The organism is Achromobacter sp. MYb9, from assembly GCF_002975275.1.
Taxonomy (GTDB): domain Bacteria; phylum Pseudomonadota; class Gammaproteobacteria; order Burkholderiales; family Burkholderiaceae_B; genus Achromobacter.
In genome coordinates this window covers 72,651-91,840 of the sequence record NZ_PCOQ01000018.1, presented here as the reverse complement: position 1 = coordinate 91,840, position 19,190 = coordinate 72,651, and the positions used below count along the sequence as shown (strand labels likewise).

14 protein-coding genes are annotated in these 19,190 nt (G+C 62.1%); 11 read left to right on the top strand and 3 right to left on the bottom strand.

Annotation, left to right across the window (positions count from 1 at the left end; genetic code table 11):
• Nucleotides 1-49: 49 nt before the first annotated feature.
• The 3 genes from CQ050_RS22310 to CQ050_RS22300 all read right to left on the bottom strand — a co-directional run bounded on the left by CQ050_RS22310 (nucleotide 50) and on the right by CQ050_RS22300 (nucleotide 2,966).
• Complete coding sequence (locus CQ050_RS22310; protein ID WP_105559000.1) at nucleotides 50-1,321, bottom strand: TRAP transporter large permease; 1,272 nt, start codon at nucleotides 1,319-1,321, stop codon at nucleotides 50-52.
• Nucleotides 1,318-1,857, bottom strand: a complete 540-nt coding sequence (locus CQ050_RS22305; RefSeq protein WP_233214229.1) for a TRAP transporter small permease — start codon at nucleotides 1,855-1,857, stop codon at nucleotides 1,318-1,320. The genes CQ050_RS22310 and CQ050_RS22305 overlap by 4 nt, the downstream gene beginning before the upstream one ends.
• 173 nt (nucleotides 1,858-2,030) lie before the next feature.
• Nucleotides 2,031-2,966, bottom strand: a complete 936-nt coding sequence (locus CQ050_RS22300; RefSeq protein WP_105558998.1) for a 3-hydroxyacyl-CoA dehydrogenase family protein — start codon at nucleotides 2,964-2,966, stop codon at nucleotides 2,031-2,033.
• Between the two features lie 143 nt (nucleotides 2,967-3,109).
• Between CQ050_RS22300 and CQ050_RS22295 the strand changes: the two genes are divergently transcribed.
• The 11 genes from CQ050_RS22295 (at nucleotide 3,110) to CQ050_RS22245 (ending at nucleotide 19,132) form a co-directional block, all read left to right on the top strand.
• A complete protein-coding gene (locus tag CQ050_RS22295) occupies nucleotides 3,110-4,003 on the top strand; it encodes a LysR family transcriptional regulator (protein ID WP_105558997.1) in 894 nt (297 codons plus the stop codon).
• 631 nt (nucleotides 4,004-4,634) lie between these two features.
• Nucleotides 4,635-5,894, top strand: coding sequence for a nucleotide sugar dehydrogenase (locus tag CQ050_RS22290; protein ID WP_105558996.1), 1,260 nt, complete (start codon nucleotides 4,635-4,637; stop codon nucleotides 5,892-5,894).
• Nucleotides 5,895-5,933: 39 nt separating this feature from the next.
• Entirely contained in the window at nucleotides 5,934-8,420 is a 2,487-nt protein-coding gene (locus CQ050_RS22285) for a hypothetical protein (RefSeq protein WP_105558995.1), read from the top strand.
• Entirely contained in the window at nucleotides 8,417-10,468 is a 2,052-nt protein-coding gene (locus CQ050_RS22280; protein WP_105558994.1) for a glycosyltransferase, read from the top strand. Before CQ050_RS22285 ends, CQ050_RS22280 begins: the two co-directional genes overlap by 4 nt.
• 42 nt (nucleotides 10,469-10,510) lie before the next feature.
• Nucleotides 10,511-11,668, top strand: coding sequence for a polysaccharide biosynthesis/export family protein (locus CQ050_RS22275; protein WP_105558993.1), 1,158 nt, complete (start codon nucleotides 10,511-10,513; stop codon nucleotides 11,666-11,668).
• A 7-nt stretch (nucleotides 11,669-11,675) separates the two neighbouring features.
• Nucleotides 11,676-13,016 (top strand): ABC transporter permease, encoded by a 1,341-nt coding sequence (locus tag CQ050_RS22270; protein WP_105558992.1) that lies wholly within the window; start codon nucleotides 11,676-11,678, stop codon nucleotides 13,014-13,016.
• A gap of 9 nt (nucleotides 13,017-13,025) precedes the next feature.
• Nucleotides 13,026-13,742 carry an ATPase gene (locus CQ050_RS22265; RefSeq protein WP_105558991.1) on the top strand — a complete coding sequence of 239 codons (717 nt, stop codon included), beginning with the start codon at nucleotides 13,026-13,028 and terminating at the stop codon, nucleotides 13,740-13,742.
• 121 nt (nucleotides 13,743-13,863) lie between these two features.
• A complete protein-coding gene (locus CQ050_RS22260) occupies nucleotides 13,864-14,895 on the top strand; it encodes a sugar ABC transporter (protein ID WP_105559040.1) in 1,032 nt (343 codons plus the stop codon).
• Nucleotides 14,888-16,792: a tetratricopeptide repeat protein gene (locus CQ050_RS22255; protein WP_105558990.1), complete on the top strand. Its 1,905-nt coding sequence runs from the start codon at nucleotides 14,888-14,890 to the stop codon at nucleotides 16,790-16,792. The genes CQ050_RS22260 and CQ050_RS22255 overlap by 8 nt, the downstream gene beginning before the upstream one ends.
• Nucleotides 16,793-16,804: 12 nt before the next feature.
• A complete protein-coding gene (locus tag CQ050_RS22250; RefSeq protein ID WP_105558989.1) occupies nucleotides 16,805-18,013 on the top strand; it encodes a polysaccharide lyase family 1 protein in 1,209 nt (402 codons plus the stop codon).
• A 201-nt stretch (nucleotides 18,014-18,214) separates the two neighbouring features.
• Entirely contained in the window at nucleotides 18,215-19,132 is a 918-nt protein-coding gene (locus CQ050_RS22245) for a GAF domain-containing DNA-binding protein (protein ID WP_233214227.1), read from the top strand.
• Nucleotides 19,133-19,190 lie beyond the last annotated feature (58 nt).

Below are 19,190 nucleotides of genomic sequence, written 5' to 3'. Positions count from 1 at the left end.
TTCTGGTTTGTTTTTTTAATGAAAATCATGCGACCGCCCGGCGCGCTACCTATAGAAACGCCGTGCTGAGGCTAGGTACATACGAGATGATGAGGATGTCCACGATCAATACCGCCAGGAAGAGGACCAGGTAGCGGGCCAATTGATGCATCTTCAGTTGGGCGACTTCGCACACCACGAACAGATTCACGCCCACTGGCGGGGTTACCATTCCGACCGCCAGGTTGGTGATGACGATCATGCCGAAATGGATCGGGTCGATGCCAAAGGCCACGCTGATGGGAGCCAGGATTGGCACGATAATCAGGATCGCCGCCAGCGCTTCGATGAACATGCCGACCAAGAACAACATAACGTTCACGAGCAGTAAGAAGATGATGGGGTTGGTGGTCACCGAGCCCAGCATGGCGGCGACTCGCTGCGGCACCTGGTTGATTGTCAGGAGATAGGCAAACACCGCGGCAAAGGCGACGATGAGCAAGATGATCGCGGACATCACCGCGGCTCGGCCGAAAATGCCAAGCAGGTTCCTGGGCGTGATTTCCTTGTAGACGAACATCCCCAGAACCAGACCGTAGAGCACCGCGACGCAGGACGCTTCAGTGGGCGTGAACAAGCCGCCATAGATGCCGCCAAGAATGATGACGGGCATCATCAGTGCCAGCATGGCGTCGCGCAAAGCCGTCAGCACGCCTCTTGTCCAATCCTTCAGGCTCAGTACGCGCACGGCGTCAAAACCCTTGACGCTGGCGATCACGCAAACCGTCAGGATCAGCGACAAGGCAATCAGAAGCCCCGGCAGAATGCCCGCAATGAACAGCGCGCCCACTGATACGTTGGCCGTCAGTGCATAGACGACCATGGGAATGGACGGCGGGATGATGGCCCCCAGTTCCCCGGACGAGGCCGCGATCGACGCGGCGAAGGATCGCGGATAGCCCTTTTTCTCCATTTCCGGGATCAGCACCGAGCCGATTGCCGCAGTCGTCGCAGACGACGAGCCGGATACGGTGGCAAATAGCAAGGAGGTGAGCACCGCGACCGCGCCCAGGCCACCGCGGATCCAGCCGACGAACGCATTGGCCAGCTGGACCAGCCTTCGCGCGACACCGCCCGACTGCATCAGATGACCCGCAAGGATGAAGAACGGCACGGCCATCAGGCTGAATGAATCCAGGGACTGGAAGGCCATCTGCACGACGATCAACAGCGATCGATCGCCCGATTGCAAGGCCATCGCGGCGGACAGCCCCAGCGCCGTCATGATGGGCGCGCCGATCAGCATGATCAGGAAGAACGACAAGCCAAGCACCAAAATCATAATGCCCCCTCGACACTGTTCTTGATTTCCATCGCCTCTTCCATTTCCGCTGACTCTCGGTGTGGCAGTTCCACATTCAGCAGCTCTTTGGCCGCATTCGTGAGGGTGTTCGCACACATAAGGAGACAGCCGATCGCCATCGACGCGTACACGTAGGCCATTGGCATTTCCATCGCGGGCGACCATTGCTTGAAGCCCAGTTCAATCAGCCGGATGGATTTCCAGACCAGCAAAAGCGCCAGTGCCAAGGTCAGGAGATGGGACAGCAGCCTCAGCCAGCGGGCAATACGTTCGGGGACAATGGTGACGAAGACATCGACGCCGATCAGGCGCAGGTGGTAGGCGGCCACCGCACCGCCGATAAAGACGCTCCCGATCATCAGGAAGCGCGCGAGCTCTTCGGCCCATGGCGTCGACAAAGAGATGCCGGTATAGGTATAGAGCAGCCGGGAGAAAACAGAAATTGAAACGGCGACGATCATGCCGAGGAGAAAAAGCCCGGCGCATTTTTCTGCGGCGCTGTTGACGGAATCCATCGTCCGTTGCAGCGCCAGGAACTTTCTATGAGAGGCAGAGGACCCGTTCATCGTGCCTCCCCGTTTTTCTTGTCTCGCTTCATCACATCTCCCCTTGATCCTTGATAGGAATCCGCACTGCAGATTTGCGTGGTTGGTCTTCTATGGATGCTGCATGTGCCGTGTAGCGCGTGTCAGTGGGCCGCCTCTTCATCCGACAGGATCCGCGCGGCTTTCAGAAGTGCCGCTTCGTAGCGACGCTGCTCGATCGCCACTTGTTCGGGGGTCCATTGGTAGAAGCCGCGCAACGTGGGCGATTTCACGCCGATGTCGCCGTTGGCGACCAGTTTGCGCATATAGGCGCTGGGTTCCTGGTCGGTGCGAAGGTAGGGATACATCGTCGTTGCCGCCGCGCAATGGATGTCGATGCCGGCCAGGTCCTTTTGCAACAGCGGGCCGGCCGCGATGTAGCGGAATCCGAACCCATAGCGCACGGCGGCGTCCACGTCTTGCGCCGAGGCGAACCCTTCTTCGACCAGGGCGATCGCTTCGCGCATCAAGGCATGCTGGATGCGGTTGGCAAGAAAGCCCGGGATATCGCGCTTGACCCGAATCGGCTTTTTCCCAACTCCGCGCATGATGGCGCTGACGTCGTCGGCGGTCGACGCATCGGAGGCTACGCTGCAGACCACCTCCACCGCCGGAACCAGATGGGCGGGCATGAAAAAGTGCAGCCCAAGCATCCGGCCTTGCGTCGCCAGACCCTTTGCGATCTGGCTTATCGGAAAGCTCGAGGAATTGCTGGTCAAAGGAGTCGGAGCCGGGCACAGGGTTTCAAGTTCAGCGAAGACCGCCTGCTTGAGTCCGAGATCCTCGAATACGCATTCAATGACGATATCGACATCCGTCCAATCGATGTCTGTCAGCGCGCCATGAACGGCGAGCGGGGTTTCGTGTCCATCGGCGCCAAGCGCCTGGGCTGCCGTGTCTACCTTTCCAGGCAAGGCATGCCGCGCCGTCCCATCCGTCTCGACGACGTGGACGCGCCACCCGGCCACATTGAACATGGCTGCGACCGCGCATCCCATCGTTCCGCCGCCTACCACCACCATCTTTCTGATGCTGCTCATCATTTGTTCCTGGTTAGAGGGCTGGACAACTGCTGCACCACAATTTACATACGCGGTAGTGATCGGTAAAATTCAAATAAACGAATAGTGTCTTCGAAAAAATTAATAGTTCACCTGGTGCGTCATCGACATGGAGGGCGGTAATGCTGGGTGATCTCAAGCAGTTGCGCGCGTTTCTCGCTATTGCCCGCCTGGGCAACTTCACCCGGGCCGCGTACGAACTGAACATTTCTCAGTCGGCGCTGACGATCCAGATCCAGCAGCTTGAAACGCATCTGCGTACGCAACTGTTCGACCGCAATCGCCGAAGCGTGACGTTGACGCCGCACGGGCAGGAGCTGTTCCCCCGCATCGAACGCGTGGTTGCCGAAATCGAAGATCTGGTCACCCATGCCCGAGAGGCAAACGACCCCGACCGGGGCACGGTGACTGTGGCGGCGTTGCCTTCGGTGGCTGCGGGGTTGCTGCCTCGTGCGATTCATCGGCTCAATCGCGACTATCCGCGTATCACGGTCCGCATCCGCGACACCGTGGCCGCGCGCCTGAACTACATGATCCGAAACGGGGAAGTGGATTTTGGCGTTGGCAGCCCCGTCAAACGCGATCAGGAGCTGGTCTGGGAGAAATTGATGACCGACCGCTTTTGCGCTTTTGTCGCGCCGGACTACCCGTGGACGACACGGAATTCCGTGACCCTCAAGGACCTGGCCGGTCCGCCGCTTATCCTGCCCGTCAGGGAAAGCAGCATCCGCATGCACATCGAGGCTGCGGCCGACAAAAACAAGATCTCGCTGCCCGCAGCCTATGAGGCCGTCTATAACTCGACCATCATTGCGATGGCGGCTCAGGGACTTGGCGTGGCCATCCTTTCAGAGCTGGTTGTGGGCGGAGGCGATGCACAGCGCCTGCGGCGCATTTCGATCGAGAATCCCCCCCTGTATCGATTCATCGGCATCTTGCGCCGCGCAGGGCGATCATTGTCCCGGCCGGCCGAATTGCTGATTGGCGCCTTGCGGGAAGTGGCAAGCGCGAACTGAGGGTCAAGCCTTGAGCAGCCAAGCGCTAGCGAATTTCGATGCGCACGGCAGGCAGGTATTAAACACAAGGTTGATCGATGTTTCCAATTAAGAGGTGATGGAGGGGTTTGGCCGTGTAAGCCGGGGGTTTACGGGCGTGAGGCCGCGCTGACTCGCGCGCTATAAGCCCAATATGTGGGACGATCAGATCATTTATCCCGTCATTACCCGGGAGTATTAATAAATAGCGCCCGCTGGGGTATTATGTCTTTTCAGTTTGGTTAAACAAAAATAAGAAAAACGCTTTTTAATATTTATTAACAACTTGGCGGCTCGCCAATGTTGCGGTTTGTGTAATGAATGTAATTATTTGAGGGGATTCCCTAGGTTTATTACCGACCCCCCGACTTATTTGCACAGCAATAAAAATTTTTAGAAAGAAGTTTGCTGTGTGACCCATCTACGATTCGTTGGCTCGTCGCCCAACACGTATATCTGGGTATCGAGCTGTAATCAAACTTAAGCAATCTGTCAGCCCAACCCAGGACAAACGTCCTTCGATTTCATATCGAATACGTGTCGTTGGGCGTCGATTTCTAGTGTCTTCGACACGACGAAAACAGTGAGGTCCCCCGTGGTAAAGAGAATCGCAGTGTGTGGCCTTGGATATGTCGGCCTGCCCGTAGCCGTCGCATTTTCCAAGCGCTTTGATGTCATTGGCTTTGATGTGGACAAGCGTCGAATCGCACGGCTGAAAGAGGGTGATGACTGGACTGGCGAAATCGAACGCGACGCATTGCTGGCTTCCCCCATGCAGTTCACCGACCAGGTGACGGAATTGGAAGGCTGCGACTTCTTCGTCGTGGCCGTGCCGACACCCGTCGACGAGAAGAACAATCCGGATTTCTCGCTGCTGGTCCGGGCTTGCCGGTCGATCGGCCCCGTGTTGCGTCCTGGATGCATCGTGGTCTTCGAATCCACCGTCCACCCGGGCGCAACCGAGGAAATCTGCGGCCCCGAGCTGGAGAAGGTGTCCGGCTTGCGCTGCGGCGTCGACTTCAAGCTGGGCTACAGCCCTGAACGGATCAATCCGGGCGACCGTGAGCATCCGCTGGAGAAGATCGTCAAGATCGTGTCCGGCCAGGACGAGGCCTCGCTGGAAGTCATCGCTGGCGTCTACGAGAAGATCATCGACGCGGGCGTGCATCGCGCCTCTTCGATCAAAGTGGCCGAAGCCGCGAAGGTGCTTGAGAACACGCAGCGCGACATCAACATCGCGTTGATGAACGAAATGTCGAAGATCTGCGATCTGGTCGGCATCCGCACGTCGGAAGTGCTGGCTGCGGCAGGCACCAAGTGGAATTTCCTGAAGTTCACGCCCGGCCTCGTCGGCGGCCACTGCATCGGCGTCGACCCGTACTACCTGACGTCCAAGGCGCAAGAGCTGGGCTATCACCCCGAGGTGATCTTGTCGGGCCGCCGCATCAATGACGGCATGGCCAACCACGTTGCCTCGCGGATCGTTCAGACCCTGGCCCGCAACGGCCGCCTGAATGCGTCGACCCGCGTCGGCATCCTGGGGATGACGTTCAAGGAAAACGTGCCCGACATCCGCAATTCGAAAGTGGTCGATCTGTACAACGCGCTGGGCAAGTACGGCATTACGCCGGTGGCCTGCGACCCGATGGCAGACGCGGGCCAGATGGAGCACGAATACGGCATCAAGCTCGTCGAGCGCGGCGAGTTCCGAGACATGGATGTGCTGATCCTGGCGGTTCCGCATCGCGAAACCATGGACGCCATCTGGGAAGACATGCCCAGTCTGGTCAAGAGCGGCGGGATGGTCTGCGACCTGAAGTCCGTGCTTGACAGCAAACGGCTTGCCTCCGACCTCTTGTACTGGACTCTTTAAGTTCGGTCTCGCTACCCATCACTGCAGGAGAGACCCAGAATGACTGCATTTACCACTGCTCCGATTGGCACGTGCCGCATCCATACGCCGCTGCGCGATGCCGTGGGACGCTATCCGATCAAACTGCAACTCGGGCGTAACTACGGTTTCGTGCATACCAGCGCCGAGGCGCTTCAGCAGGCCCGGTTCATGTTCGGCCACGGCGATATTCCCGCCGACGTCCAGCGCCTGATCTTCCGCCCCTCGAATGGCGAGCAGGCTCGCCGCGGAACGCATAAGCCGGCCGATCTCTACATGGTCGAGCTATCTTCGCGCAAGCTGCTGACCATCGACGGTTATCCCATCCAGTCCAACTACGTGGTGCGCTACTTCAGCGAATTCTTCGCCGACCGTACCCGCACCCGGACGTTCTGGTCGATGGCGCATGCTGACCGGCTGGCCGAAAGGCGCGCGTTGCTGGACCAGGATCCGGTCTTCAAGAGCCTGTCGTCCGAGGACCGCGAACTGCTGTCGCGTATCGTGAAGCGCGATCAGACGGATGAAGAGATCGAGGCGGAAATGCGTCAACTGGTCGATCTGATCGGCCGGGACAAGGTGGTGTTCGTCACGCACGTCAACGCCCTGACCCCTGACAACATGCCGATCGAGCAGCGGCAGCAGCTGATCTCCGCGGTGACGGAAATCGCGCAGCGCATCGGCGTGCCTTGCTACGATCCGACGCCGTTGATGAACAAGGTCGGGCAAGCCGAAGCGATGGAAGACGGCGGCCTGGACCTGACCCACTACACCCCGCTCTTTGCCGAGCGCCTGTACGTGGACTGGTTCAAGAATTTCATGCGTCCGCGGATGAGCGGCACCACGCCGCAGGTTGCGGTGCCCAAGCTCGCGGCCGACGAAAGCGTCGAACGTATCGAAAAGATCTGGGATTCGGGCAACTTGCGCGAGGCATCGCGCCGCGTGCGCGACGTGCTTCGCCGCCATCCCGGTCTGCCCGATCATGTGCTGTTGTTCGCCAGGATCCAGGAAGAGCTGGGCGACTACGAAGGGTCGCTTGCACTGCTGGGCAGCGCGGACGGCGCGGACGGCGTGGCAACCGGCAGCAAGGCCGAGCAGATCCTGATGCGCAATCAGTTCAAGCTGGGCCGCTATGACGTGGCCTACTCGCTGGCGGCCGGCCTGCTGGGCGACGAAATCGAGACGCCCGAAATTGTCCGGATCGCCGCCGTGTCCGCGGCCCAGCTGGGCTACGTGGACGAGGCCCTGGGCAATTGGAAGCAGTTGTTCCGCATCTCGTCCCCGGAAGACGCAAGCGCGGTCGAAGCCGCCGATACGGTGCTGTCCATGCTGCAGACGAGCGGCGACATGGAAGCCGCCATCCGCTGGGTACATGAAGTCCGCGCGGTCATGCCCGCATACGGACGCGGCTTTGCCGTGCTGTGGCGTGACCGCCTGCTGGCCGGGGATCGCACCGGACTGCGCACTTTGGCGACCGAATCCCCCGCGCTGGACGACGTCGTTGCGCTGGAGCTGGTCAAGGAAGCCTCGTGGCGCGGCTTCATCATGGCCGCGGCGGCGCTGGCGGCGTCTTGCCACCTGGCCGACAGCGAGCAGCAAGATATTTCGGAATGGCTGCTGGCGCAGTCCACGGCATGGGCCGAAGAAGGCAATCGCGCCCTGGAAGAAGGGCGCCTGCGCGACGCAGCCGAAAGGATTTGCGCGCACCGCCTGCTGAATCCCAACGCCTTGACCGGTGCGCGCGCGCAGCGTGCCTTCGAGCGCGCCATGCGTCTTGGCGTGCGGGCCGCACTGCTGGCGGGCAACCACAAGGAAGTGATCGACCTGACGGATATCGCTATCGATACCCAAGTTGCCTTCCCCGAGCTGGACGCCATGCGCGGCCGGGCAGCCGACGCGCTGGGCGACAAGCAAACCGCCATGCGGCACCTTGCACAGGCCGCCGCCGGCGAATCCGCCCCGTTCAGCGCGCAGTTGTTCTTTGCGCGTGCCGCGTTCAACGGCGGCTGGTACGGCGAAGCCATTGACGCCTACAAGATGGTGCTTTCCCATCCGTCGGCCGACCAGGGCGCCAAGGAAGAAGCAGAACGCCAGTTGGGCAGGCTTGGACCGCGCGCCATTCGTGGCGCCCGTGAAAGCTTGTCCGCCGGCGATCATCAGGCGGCCTGGACCCTGCTGGAGCGCGTTGCGCAGTCGTGGCCCGAGATGACCGAAGTCGACCGTGAAAAGCGCCGCATCCTTACCGTTCTGTATGCCGAAGCGCGCGCGCTTGACCCCGCAAGCGCGACCGAACGCCTGGCGCTTGGCGAGAAGATCGTGCAACTCGTGCCGGAAGATCCGATCGGCCTGCGCCTGGCCGCCGTTGGCGCCATGCGGTTGCATCGCTTCGAGCAGGCCTTGCCTCACTGGAAAAAGCTCCAGGAACGTTCCGATAATCCGGCTCAGTTCGACCATTACATCGAGCGCTGCCAGGTCTGGATCGAGAAGATAAACCGGAGAAAGGCGGCATGAATCCACCACTGATCACCGAGCGTGCGGACGCCAAGTCCGACCTTCAATGGGTTCAGGCCCAATTAGAGGAAATCGTCGCGGCTTCAGGGCGGGTTCAAGTCGCACAGGAAAACCTGGCTCGCGCGAAAGTGCTGGCGCGCGATCACTTGGAAGATTCGAAGGTCCGCTTTCTTCTGCTCAGGCTGAAGGAGTCGGCGGGCTTGAACGAGGGCATGGCGGAGCAGTGGGCAACGCTGTTGCAGGAGTGCCCGGACGACCTTCAGATCGTCCGCTATTGCGCAACCCGCCTGGTGAAGGAACGGCATGTCGACCAGGCGTTGGAGCTGGTTGACCGCCATCTGCCCGAGTCGACGGATAATCCCGACCGCTTGTTCGCGCGGGCCAAGCTGCTTAGCGACATTCGCGCGCACGACCAATCGGACGCGCTGTTCCGCCGGCTGATCACGCAGTACACCGACCGGAACATGCGCGTCGAGTTTGCCAAGCGCTTGCGCAAACGCGGCTTGCTGGCTGATGCGTTCGAGGCGATTGCGCCGGTGGCCAAGCACCTGACGCCGGGCAGCAAGGCGGCGGAACTTGCCGACGGACTGGCAAGCGACTATGCCTTCTACCAGCGCTTCGAGTCCGAAGAGGGGCTGGCCGGAAAGGACATCAGGATCGTGTCGATGAAACACGCGATCCTGCACTTTCGCGATCGGCAGGTTGCCGAGAATTCGCCGGACAAACCCGTGTCCGTGGCGCTGGTTACCGGCAGCCTGGGGCCGGGCGGCGCCGAGCGTCAGCTGACGCGGCTTGCCGGCGAACTGACCCGTCTGGCAGCGTTTCCCGAGCAGCGGCCGGCCGAGGTGCTGATGAAGCCGAAGAAGGTGGAGGTGCTGGTGAAACAGCACACCGAACCACCGGGCTCGCCCAAGAAGCAGGAGCTGGATTTCTTCCTGCCCGTGCTGGTCAAGGCGCAGATTCCTGTCACGGAAATCAACAAGCTGCCCGCCGTGTCCGTGTCCCATCAGCCCGTTCCCGAGGGCAGCCTGGCGCGTTTGCTGGAGCAATTGCCCCCGCCGGTTCACTATGGCGTGACGCGCCTGGCGCCGGTGTTGCGTGCCGTCTCGTTTGACGTGGTAAGTCTGTGGCAAGACGGAACCTGCCTGTTTGGCGCATTGGCGGCGCTGCTTGCCGGCACGCCGACCATTCACCTCGTCTTCCGCGGACTGCCGCCCAATATCCGCAAAGACCGCTTCCGCGAAGAGTATCCCGAGCTCTACCAGGCCTTGGCCCAGGTGCCCGGGGTGGTCTTCGTCAGCAATAGCCGCAAGGCGGCGGAAGCCTATTCCGAATGGCTGGGCATTCCCATCATGCGTTTTCACATCCTGTACAACGGCGTGCCGGATCTGGCGACCGACGCCTCCGACGCCGATAAGGAAAAGTGGAAGGCGTTCCAGGAAAGCACGACGGACGCGACCGAGACCATTGGTGGCGTCTTCCGGCTGGAGCCGGATAAACGTCCACAACTGTGGATCAAGCTTGCCGCGCTCTATCTGAAGGAACGCCCGCAAGCGCGCTTCGTCATCGTGGGCGATGGCCGTCTTCGAGAGAATATCGAGGCACTTGCAGAAGAGCTGAGCGTGACCGACCGGCTGCTGCTTGTGGGCTTATCGAACCACGTCGGTTATTGGTATTCGCAAATGGATGCCAGCGTGCTGCTGTCCCGGTACGAAGGCTTGCCGAACGTGCTGATCGAAGCCCAGCTGCTGGGGGTGCCGGTGATCTCGACGCCTGCCGGTGGTGCGGGAGAGTGTTTCGTCGAAAACGAGACCGGCCACTTGCTCAGCGATGTCGATCATCCCGATCTGCACGAGGCCTGCGAAAAAGTCGCCTCGATGGTGGACCAGGTGCGCAGCAACGAGCAACTGCGGGCGCATAGCCGCCACCGGGCGCAAAAACTGTTTTCGCTTGACGCGATGCTGACCAAGTTCCTGGCGCTGTGCATGCCCGTGTCCGAAAACGACGAGAGCATGGATCTGCAGCCCATGCGCTTGATGCAAGCCTGATTGGCCGCTTATCTTTTCGAGCTGCTAACGCTAAAGGATTTTATGCAAATGAACGTCCCGGCTCCGGGCCTGCGGCGCAACGCGGCCCTGGCCCTGATGCTGCTTTCCGCGCTTTCACTGACGGGCTGCCAACTGCCGCGTTCTGGCCCGATGCTAAGCGAGATGACGGGGGCACACGACGACAAGGATGTCGTGGTGATGCCCGTGTCGCGTGACCTGGTGCAGAAAAGCAGGGTGCCCGACGTGGCTGATTTTCCCGTGCGCTATCGCGATCTGACGCAAGCGGGCTTCGACAGTCTGGTGCCTGGCGATGGTATCAATGTGAAGGTCTGGGAGCGCGGCGGGCTGGGCGTCTTCGCCGCGGACCCGTCCGGCGTGAGCGACCTGGGTAACCAGGAGATCGACCGGTCGGGGAATGTCACCTTCCCGATCCTTGGAAAATTCAAGGCCGAGGGCCTGACGCTGGGCAAGCTGCATGATGCGATCGTTGCGCGCCTGGCCAAGCTGGTCGTGGGCGCCGACGTCAGCGTGACCCGTGCGGCCGACGCGCGCGGACAGATGGTGACGGTGCAGGGCAATCTGACCAAGCCCGGCATGTTTCCCATCACGCAGACCGCGCAGCGCCTGAGCAGCGCGCTGGCGCAGGCCGCGCCCGTGCAGACGAATCCCGAGCAGCTCGTCATCAGCCTGCGTCGCGATAACCAGGTTGCGTCGGTGCGGCTGTCGGATATCTACCGCAACCAGAACAACGACATCCTGCTGCGGCCGGGCGATGTCATCACCGCCTATGACTCCCGCGAATATCTGACCGTGCTGGGCGCGGCGGGCACCCAGGGGCGCGTGGCCATCAGCAAGCGCAACTACAGCGTGCTGGATGCCCTGGCCGATTCCCGGGGGCTTGACGACAAGCTGGCCGACCCGCGCTCGGTGTTCCTGTTCACGCCTGCAAAGGCTGGCGTGGCCGGCAAGCCCGACATGCTGCCCGTGGTCTACCAGTTTGACCTGACCCGGCCGGAGCAGGTGGCGCTGGCGCGCGAATTTACCGTGCAGGAAGGCCAGGCCATCTACATTTCGGATGCGCCGTTTACCCAGGTGCAGAAGGTCTTGTCGGCGTTCCGCGTCACGATGAGCGCAGGCTTCAGCGCCACGCGGGCTATCGACAGCGATTCGGGCTCCAGTTCATCCGGCGTATCGCAATAGCGTGTCGATGAGCAACGAGGATCGGATCAAGGGCTGGCGCTCGCGCCGGAAGGATAGCAATTACGCGGTAGGGTCCGGCGTCGCCGCCTGGCGGCTGGATCCGGCTGCGCTGTTTGAGGAAAAGGCCACGCCAGCCGTGTTGCTCAAGCCGTTGCTGGCGCGCCTTCAGGGCGAGCCGCACGACTCCGTGGCCGCCCGGCGAACGGTGTACGAGGCCGTGCAGGCGGAGCTGGACGCAGAGATCGCGCGTAGCGGCGTCAATGAGACGCTCGCCGACTTCTCGCGGCGCCGCTTGCGGCTTATCGTGCGCTTGCTTGAGCAGGATATCCGCGCGGGCACCGACGTGTTCGTGCCGGGACACATGCCCGCCAAACTGGTGGCGGAAGACGAACGCCTGGCCGCGGCGCATGCGCGGCGCGTCGAGCGGCGCAAGCAGGATGAAGCGCGCGAGGCGCGGCGCCATGCGTCGCGCAACGATATTGCGCTGGAAGTCGAGCTGTCCGGGGACGAGGCCGGCGACCTTGCGATTCTGCGGGATCGCATGGCCGCCTTGCATGAAGGGGGGCACCCCCGGGATGCGGGTCGCGGGCGGCCAGTGGGGCGCACGTTGCTGGCGTTGTTCGTCTATCAGCTGCGGGTGATACACGGCGAGAGCCGGATCGCCTTGCTGTGGGCTCTGGTGGGCCCGGTGGTGCTGCTGACGTTGATTTCGTCGCTGTACATCCTGATGGGCACGCATTACATCCTGGGCATGGACGTGCAGACGTTCTCGCTGTTGGGGGCAACCACTTGGATCATGTTCCGGCAGATCATCTTCAGAAGCAGCGCGGCCTACATATCGGCCCGCGGCCTGCTGAACTTTCAGGGCGTGACGCCATTGATGTGCGCGCTGGTGCAGGCGTTGATCTATCTGTCGGTGTATCTCGTGGTGTTCGGCGTATTGATCAGCGCTGGCCATGCGCTGGAACTCATTACCTTGCCGGAAAGCTGGGCGGGGTTCGTGCTGTTCGTCGTGCTGATGGGAGTCTGCGGCGCGGCGATGGGGGTGTTGTTCGGGTCGATCGCGACCTTCTGGCATTTCTATCTGAGGCTTGCGCCGGTGATCGAGCGGTTCCTGCAGATTTTCTCCAGCGTCTTTTTTGTTTCGGAACAGTTGCCGGAACATCTGCGCCCGTGGATTCTCTGGTCGCCGTTTGCCCACGGCATGCAACTTTTGCGCTCGGCTTACTTCGAGGCCTACGACTCCCAGGATGCAAGCCTGGGCTATTTCCTGACGTCGTTGGTGTTCTTGATGGTGGTCGCCCTGGCAGCCGAACGCCTTGCGCGTCCCAATGTCCAGCCGATGTGAGGGAAGACGATGATTCATTTGAATGGCGTCACTGACGAACCCTATGCATTCGGAAGCCGGCAACCGCTGCTGCTCAATGCCGACCTTGATATACCCGTTGGCCGCTACGCGTTGCTTTCGCATTCGCCGGAACTGCATCGTCAGATCGTCGATGTGCTGTGCTGCCTGCGTCCGCCGCGTCAGGGGTTCGTCAAGCACGACGGCGTCGTGTCTTGGGCGATCGGGCGGCAAGGCTTCATCCGCGGCAAGGCAAGCGGCCTGAGCATCATCGATTTCGTGAGCGAGATGTACGAGATCGATGCGGCGGCCACGTATGAATTGGTCGCGGACCTGATCAGCGATCCCAAGTGCCTGGCCAAGCCGATGGAGCATTGGCCGCTTTACGCACGGCAGGAGTTCTCGTTCGCCCTGGCGCTGGCGCCGGCGTTCGATGTCTACGTCATCGAAGGGGCCATTCCTTTCGAGCCCTGCCGTTTCACCCGCCTCTGGCTGGCTCTCTTTGAAGAGCGGCTGATTGGCCGGACACTTATTTTTTCCAGTTATCGCCAGAATCAGATGGCGGATTACTGCCTAAAAGGCTTGATTTATGAACGAAGCGCTCTCAGCATCGAAGACGACCTCGACCAGTGCATCAGCAGATTCCCCCCGCGACGATCACGGAGCGAATCCGGCACAGGCGACGACGGCTTCGGCGGCGGCTTCGAGGAAGGGCAGCTCGGCCTCTGAGGGCGGGTCCGAAATCGAACGGCGTCGCCGCGAACGGCAGTCGTCGCTGCGCGAGCGCCGCCGCCATCGGTGGATTAACGCCTTCATCGTCGTGGCGCCGGTCGTCCTGGCCTTGGTCTATGTGCTTTGGATCGCCACGCCGCGCTATGAGGCGGAGTCGCGCTTCTTCGTGCAGTCGGGATCCGGCCAGCAAGGCGGCGGAGGCGGCGCGGCAAGCTTGCTCACCACGGGGAACATGGGCGGCATGCTGGGTGGCTTCGTGGATGGATGGGCGGTTGCCGACTTCCTCAAATCGCGCGATGCCATGCAACAGCTGGACAGGAAAGTCGGCCTGCGCCAATACCTGATCCGTGCCGGCATGGACCCGCTCAGCCACCTGGCCGAAGATGCCAGCGAGGACGATCTTTATCGCGCCTACCGGGCGTCGGTCCAGGTTTCGTTCAACGCGTTGGAGCAGATCGACGTACTGCGCGTAAGCGCGTTTTCGCCGGAAGATGCCGCGACCTTGTCGAAGGCGCTGATCGGCCTGGCGGAGGCCTTCGTCAGTTCCATGAACGAAAAAGGCGTGGCCGACAAACTGAAGGTAAGCGAAGAGTCCGTCCGGCTGGCCGAGCAAAAGGCGTTTGCCGCGAGAGAGGCGCTGACGGCATGGCGGACCACGCACGGCAACATCGACCCGACCGCGACGGTGGCGATGTTGTTGAACTTGTCGAGCCAACTCGAGTCGGAACTCAATAGCGCACAGATCAATCTGGACAAGATCCGCGCGCTGGGCAACAAAGACCATTTCATGCTCAAGCCCGCCGAGCTGCAAGTCGCGGCCCTGAAAAAGCGGATCGCGTCGTTGCGGCGCCGTCTGAGCGGCGAAGGCAATACGGAAGCGAAACAATTGAAGTCGTACGAGACCCTGCGCAATACCCAGGCCTTCGCGGATTCAAACCTGACGTTGGCGCAGCAGACTTACCAGCAAGCGGTGACGGATGCGCTGCGGCTGCAGCGGTACTTGTCCATCATTGCGCAACCGGTGCCGACCGATCGTCCCAGCAGCCCGCGCACGGGGATCTTGCTGCTGCAAGCCTTGGCCCTGGGCTTTGTATTGATGTTCATTTTCCGCGTGGCGATGGCATTGTTGAGGGGATTGCGTCATGGTTGAGACGGCTATTGCGAATCGCCAGACCCAGGCTGACGCCACGAAACGGCTGCGCGAGGTCATCAAGAGCATCCACGCCGCCGCCGACCCGGCGCGCGACATGGCGGCGCTTCCGCCCGCGCTGTCGCCGGTGGAAGACGGCTGGCGCGATGTCCGACGATTGCTGGTGTCCCCCTTTGTGCGAGAGGGTAAGTTTGTTCCAGCGATCGCCGCGCTTGAGGTGCTGGTTGCGGCATATCCCTCGCGCATCGATGACCGCCGCCTGCTGGCGAGCCTGCTGGGGCGAACCGAACAGTGGGACCGCGCCATCGCCGTGGCGGATGCCGCCGCGGGCATCGAGCCCGATGCCGCGGCGCTGCACGCCGCGCGAATCCAGTTGCGCGTGCAGGCGGGACGGCTGGCCGAAGCCGCGGACGTCGCGCGCGCGACCGTCGGCCTGGTGCACCGCGAGCCGGGCGATGCCTATTCCTGGATGCTGGCCTTTGTGCGCAACGGCGACGCGGCTGATGCGGCGCGCGTCGCGGCAGCGCTGGATCCCAACGAGCTGCCCAACGAACGCGTGGCGACGATGGCGGTGCGTGCCCTGCTTGAGGACGGCAGGGTGGCGGCGGCGATCCGCCTGGGTGATGCGGCGCTGAGCGCGGGCCACGATTGTGCCGCGCTGCGCTCATCCCTGGGTTTGGCCCACCTGCGGCGCGGGTCCGAGGATGATCGCAAGACGCACGCGCTGACGCATTTTGAGGCCGGCCTGAAGGCATCGCCGGCCGACGTCAGGCTGCTGACGCTCTATGGCGAAACGCTGTTGCGCGCGGGTCGCGCCAAAGAGGCGCTGGCGCCGCTTGAGCAGGCCATCGGCCTGGCGCCGGATCTGGAGCAGACGCGGGCGCTTTATGCGCGTGCCTTGCGTTACACGCTGCAGTACGGCGAGGCCGCCGATCAAATGATGATGCTGGTCGAGAAATCGCCCGACAAGCTGCTGTGGCAGCGTGCCGCCATCGGCGCGCTGTCCCAGGCGGGCCGCAGCACGCAGGCCGAAGCGCTCTACGCGCAGTATGTGGCCAAACGCGGCGCGCATTTGCCGGCGACCTTCCAGGAGGCCCTGGATCAACTGGACGAACGGCTGGATACCGCCCCGATACCGCAGGCGCGGCTGGACTGGGCCTGGTCGTTACGCGGGGATCCCAATGCCGACCGGGCAGAGTGGGAACGCCGCGCGCGTTGGGGCCACCTGGTCGATCACCTTCTGTACGACTGGCTTGAATGCCGCGAAGACAGCGCCGAAGAGGCCATGCAGGTGTTGGGTGAACTCGACACCGGCGAACGTTTCTTTGCACCGTTGTTGGCGGCCGGACGGGGCGTGGTGGTGGCCACCGCGCACGTCGGGCCCATGTATGCAGGGCTGATGGCGCTGGAATTGCTTGGCATCCCGTCGCGCTGGCTCGCGACGGCGCCCAGTGTCGCCCAAAGCAGCTACGCCACCGCCTTGATCTCCACCGCGGACCAGACCGAGGCGCAAGTCGCCAAGGCTTGCATGCGCGCGCTGGGATCGGGTTACGTGCTGTGCCTGGCCATCGACGGCGCGGCCAACCCCGCGGCCCCGCGCACGACCTTCGAAGGGCAGGATGTGACCTACTCCAGTTTCGCGTCGCATCTGGCGCACCGCCTGCGGGTGCCTTCGGTGTTCTACGCGCCTCGCTGGGAGAACGGTCACGTGGCGTATACGCTTGAGATGCTGCCCGCCGTTGAACCCGGCGAGGATGCCGATGCCTACTCGCTGCGATGGCAGAAGGCGTATTTCGAGCGGCTGCGTGAGCACGTGGCCGGCCCGCCGGAGAATCTTCGCCTTAGCGGGGGAATCTGGCGTCATGTGCAGTCCGCGGATCGGTCCGCGCAGCAATAGGAGCGATCGTCGATGAAACCCGCAATGAAGGCCATGCTGGGGCTGCTTGCCTTGGCCCTGTGGCAGGGCGGCGCGGCGGCCGCGAGTGCATCGTGCGAACGCCCCGATGAACATTGTGCGTCGGTCGCGTCGCTGCTGCAGCAACGCGAGGGCTACGGCGCCCGCGCCACGGGCGGATTGGGCGGCAAGTTCATCGAGGTCACGTCCGACCAGGACGCGGGGCCAGGGACGCTGCGCGCCGCGCTGGCGCAGGCCAAGAAAGGCCCCACCTGGATCCGCTTCGCGTCCGACATGACCATCGTGCTGGATTCGCAGCTGCGCGTGCCGTCGAACGTCACGATCGACGGACGCGGCAAGCGTGTCACGCTGATCGACGACGGATTGGGCGTGTACGGCAGCCAGAACGTCATCCTGACGCATCTGACGATAGACGGGCGCCTGAGCCGGCTGACGCAGGCGGTGAATGTGGCCAATGGCAGCCGCGACGTCTGGGTCGACCATATGGACCTGTCGCGGATGTCCGACCGGCTGCTCAATGTGAAGAACGGGTCGACCGACGTCACGATCTCGTGGACGAAGTTCCATAATTCCAACAAGGTCATGTTGCTGAACAACATTACCTCGAAGAACCTCTTCCAGAACTACGAGCGCGATTCGATCGCGCGGGTGACGCTGCATCACAATTACTTCTTCAACACCGTGCAACGCAATCCGCGCGGGCAGTTCGGCACGTTCCACCTTTTCAACAACCTGTTGGAAAACTGGGATTTCTACGGCATGAGTTTCAGCCTGGAAGCCAAGGCGTTTGTCGAGGGGAACATCTTCAGCAACGCCACGCAGCGCAAATGCGTGGAACCCGAGTTTTCCCCCACGGTGGAAGGCATCAAGGTGAATTACTGCCACTACATTCCCATCGCCTCCAAGCGAAGCGCGTTGGAAAATGGCGAATCGGATCGGGGCGCGTACGAGAAGTTGAAGGCCCAGCACGGCTACACGCGCGATTACAAGGCGTTCTTGCGCCTGAAAGACAACCTTTATCTGGGCGATGCAAAGCCGGTACTGGAAGACTACCGCCCTGAATCCGCGCCGACACCGCCGTACTGCTACGGCTACGAGAAGGCCACGCCGGAACTGGCCGAGAAGATCCGCCAGTTCGCAGGTAATACGGCTGGGGATACGCCGTTGCCGGCGTCTCGGACGGGGTCGGGTTGCCCGGGGTGATAGTCGCGCAGCGCGGGGCCGCTTCAGATCCTCCGCGCGCCACGCTGTGATCTATAAAAAGGGCCAGATGCCCTCGATTCGCATCAACTGCTCACATTAGACAGTTCTTGTCATTCCCCGTTACCACGGCGAAAATCCCCTCTTGGCGCGGCGCAGCTAGCGCAAGGACGATGCTGGATCCCGCCGCCGGGGGAATCGCACGTGAAGGATGCTGGCCAGTACCAGACGCACAACGCTACCGTGCTTGAACCCAGTCCGTCGTCGGACTGGCTGTATCACTGCGCGATGAGCCTGCTTAAACACCCGGCCGACGACGCGATTTCGGCGCTGCTGGCATTCATGGGCGAGACCTCGGACGTGGATCGGTCCTGGATGATCGAATACCGCCCCGACATGCTGCGCCTGCGCAATACGCATGAATGGTGCCGGGGCCAGACACAGCCGTTCGTCGCCGAACTCCAGGATGTGCCCACCACCTTGATCGCATGGCTGCACCGGTTCATGGTGAAAGGCCAGGCCGTGGCCATCCACGATGTGAACGACCTGCCGCGCACCGCGCGAGCCATCCAGGCCGAATTCCAGCGTCAGGGAAACAAGAGCGTGCTGAGCGTGCCGGTGTTTCATGACAAGAAGCTCTACGGAATCATCGGTTTCGACACGACCGCCAAGCACAGGACGTGGTCTGCCGACGAGGTCAGGGCGCTGTTCCAATGCGCCAATCTGATCGGGCAGGCCAAGTACGCGAATAGCAGCGATTCCGGCCGCACGGCCAGGTACGACGGTTCGACGGCGGTGATCTATCTGAGCATGCGCGGCGTGGTCCGGGGCGTGCAGCCGGAGGCCATCGTGGGCGTCCGGTCGGCGGGCAACTACAGCGAGATCTGGCTTGAGGACGGGTCGATGGTGCTGGATTCGCGTGCCTTGGGCATGTGGTCGACGTTGCTGCCCGACAAGACGTTCTTCCGGGTCCACCGCACCGCCATTGCGAACGCGTTGCATGTCATGGATGTCGACCGCCGAAGCGTCGACAAGTGGGTGATCAGGATGCGGTCGCTGGATGCCAAATGGCCGGTGTCACGTTCGTACCGGAAACTGTTGCGCGAACGCATTGGCATCTGACCCCGGCGAATCGGCCGGCAACCTGGCCGGCCTATGCAGTTCGTCATGCCGGCCTGTT

Coding starts and splice junctions, on each gene's coding strand:
- CQ050_RS22310 (WP_105559000.1), bottom strand. CDS start 1,321: ATGATTTTGGTGCTTGGCTTGTCGTTCTTCCTGATCATGCTGATCGGC.
- CQ050_RS22305 (WP_233214229.1), bottom strand. CDS start 1,857: ATGGATTCCGTCAACAGCGCCGCAGAAAAATGCGCCGGGCTTTTTCTC.
- CQ050_RS22300 (WP_105558998.1), bottom strand. CDS start 2,966: ATGAGCAGCATCAGAAAGATGGTGGTGGTAGGCGGCGGAACGATGGGA.
- CQ050_RS22295 (WP_105558997.1), top strand. CDS start 3,110: ATGCTGGGTGATCTCAAGCAGTTGCGCGCGTTTCTCGCTATTGCCCGC.
- CQ050_RS22285 (WP_105558995.1), top strand. CDS start 5,934: ATGACTGCATTTACCACTGCTCCGATTGGCACGTGCCGCATCCATACG.
- CQ050_RS22280 (WP_105558994.1), top strand. CDS start 8,417: ATGAATCCACCACTGATCACCGAGCGTGCGGACGCCAAGTCCGACCTT.
- CQ050_RS22275 (WP_105558993.1), top strand. CDS start 10,511: ATGCAAATGAACGTCCCGGCTCCGGGCCTGCGGCGCAACGCGGCCCTG.
- CQ050_RS22270 (WP_105558992.1), top strand. CDS start 11,676: ATGAGCAACGAGGATCGGATCAAGGGCTGGCGCTCGCGCCGGAAGGAT.
- CQ050_RS22265 (WP_105558991.1), top strand. CDS start 13,026: ATGATTCATTTGAATGGCGTCACTGACGAACCCTATGCATTCGGAAGC.
- CQ050_RS22255 (WP_105558990.1), top strand. CDS start 14,888: ATGGTTGAGACGGCTATTGCGAATCGCCAGACCCAGGCTGACGCCACG.
- CQ050_RS22250 (WP_105558989.1), top strand. CDS start 16,805: ATGAAACCCGCAATGAAGGCCATGCTGGGGCTGCTTGCCTTGGCCCTG.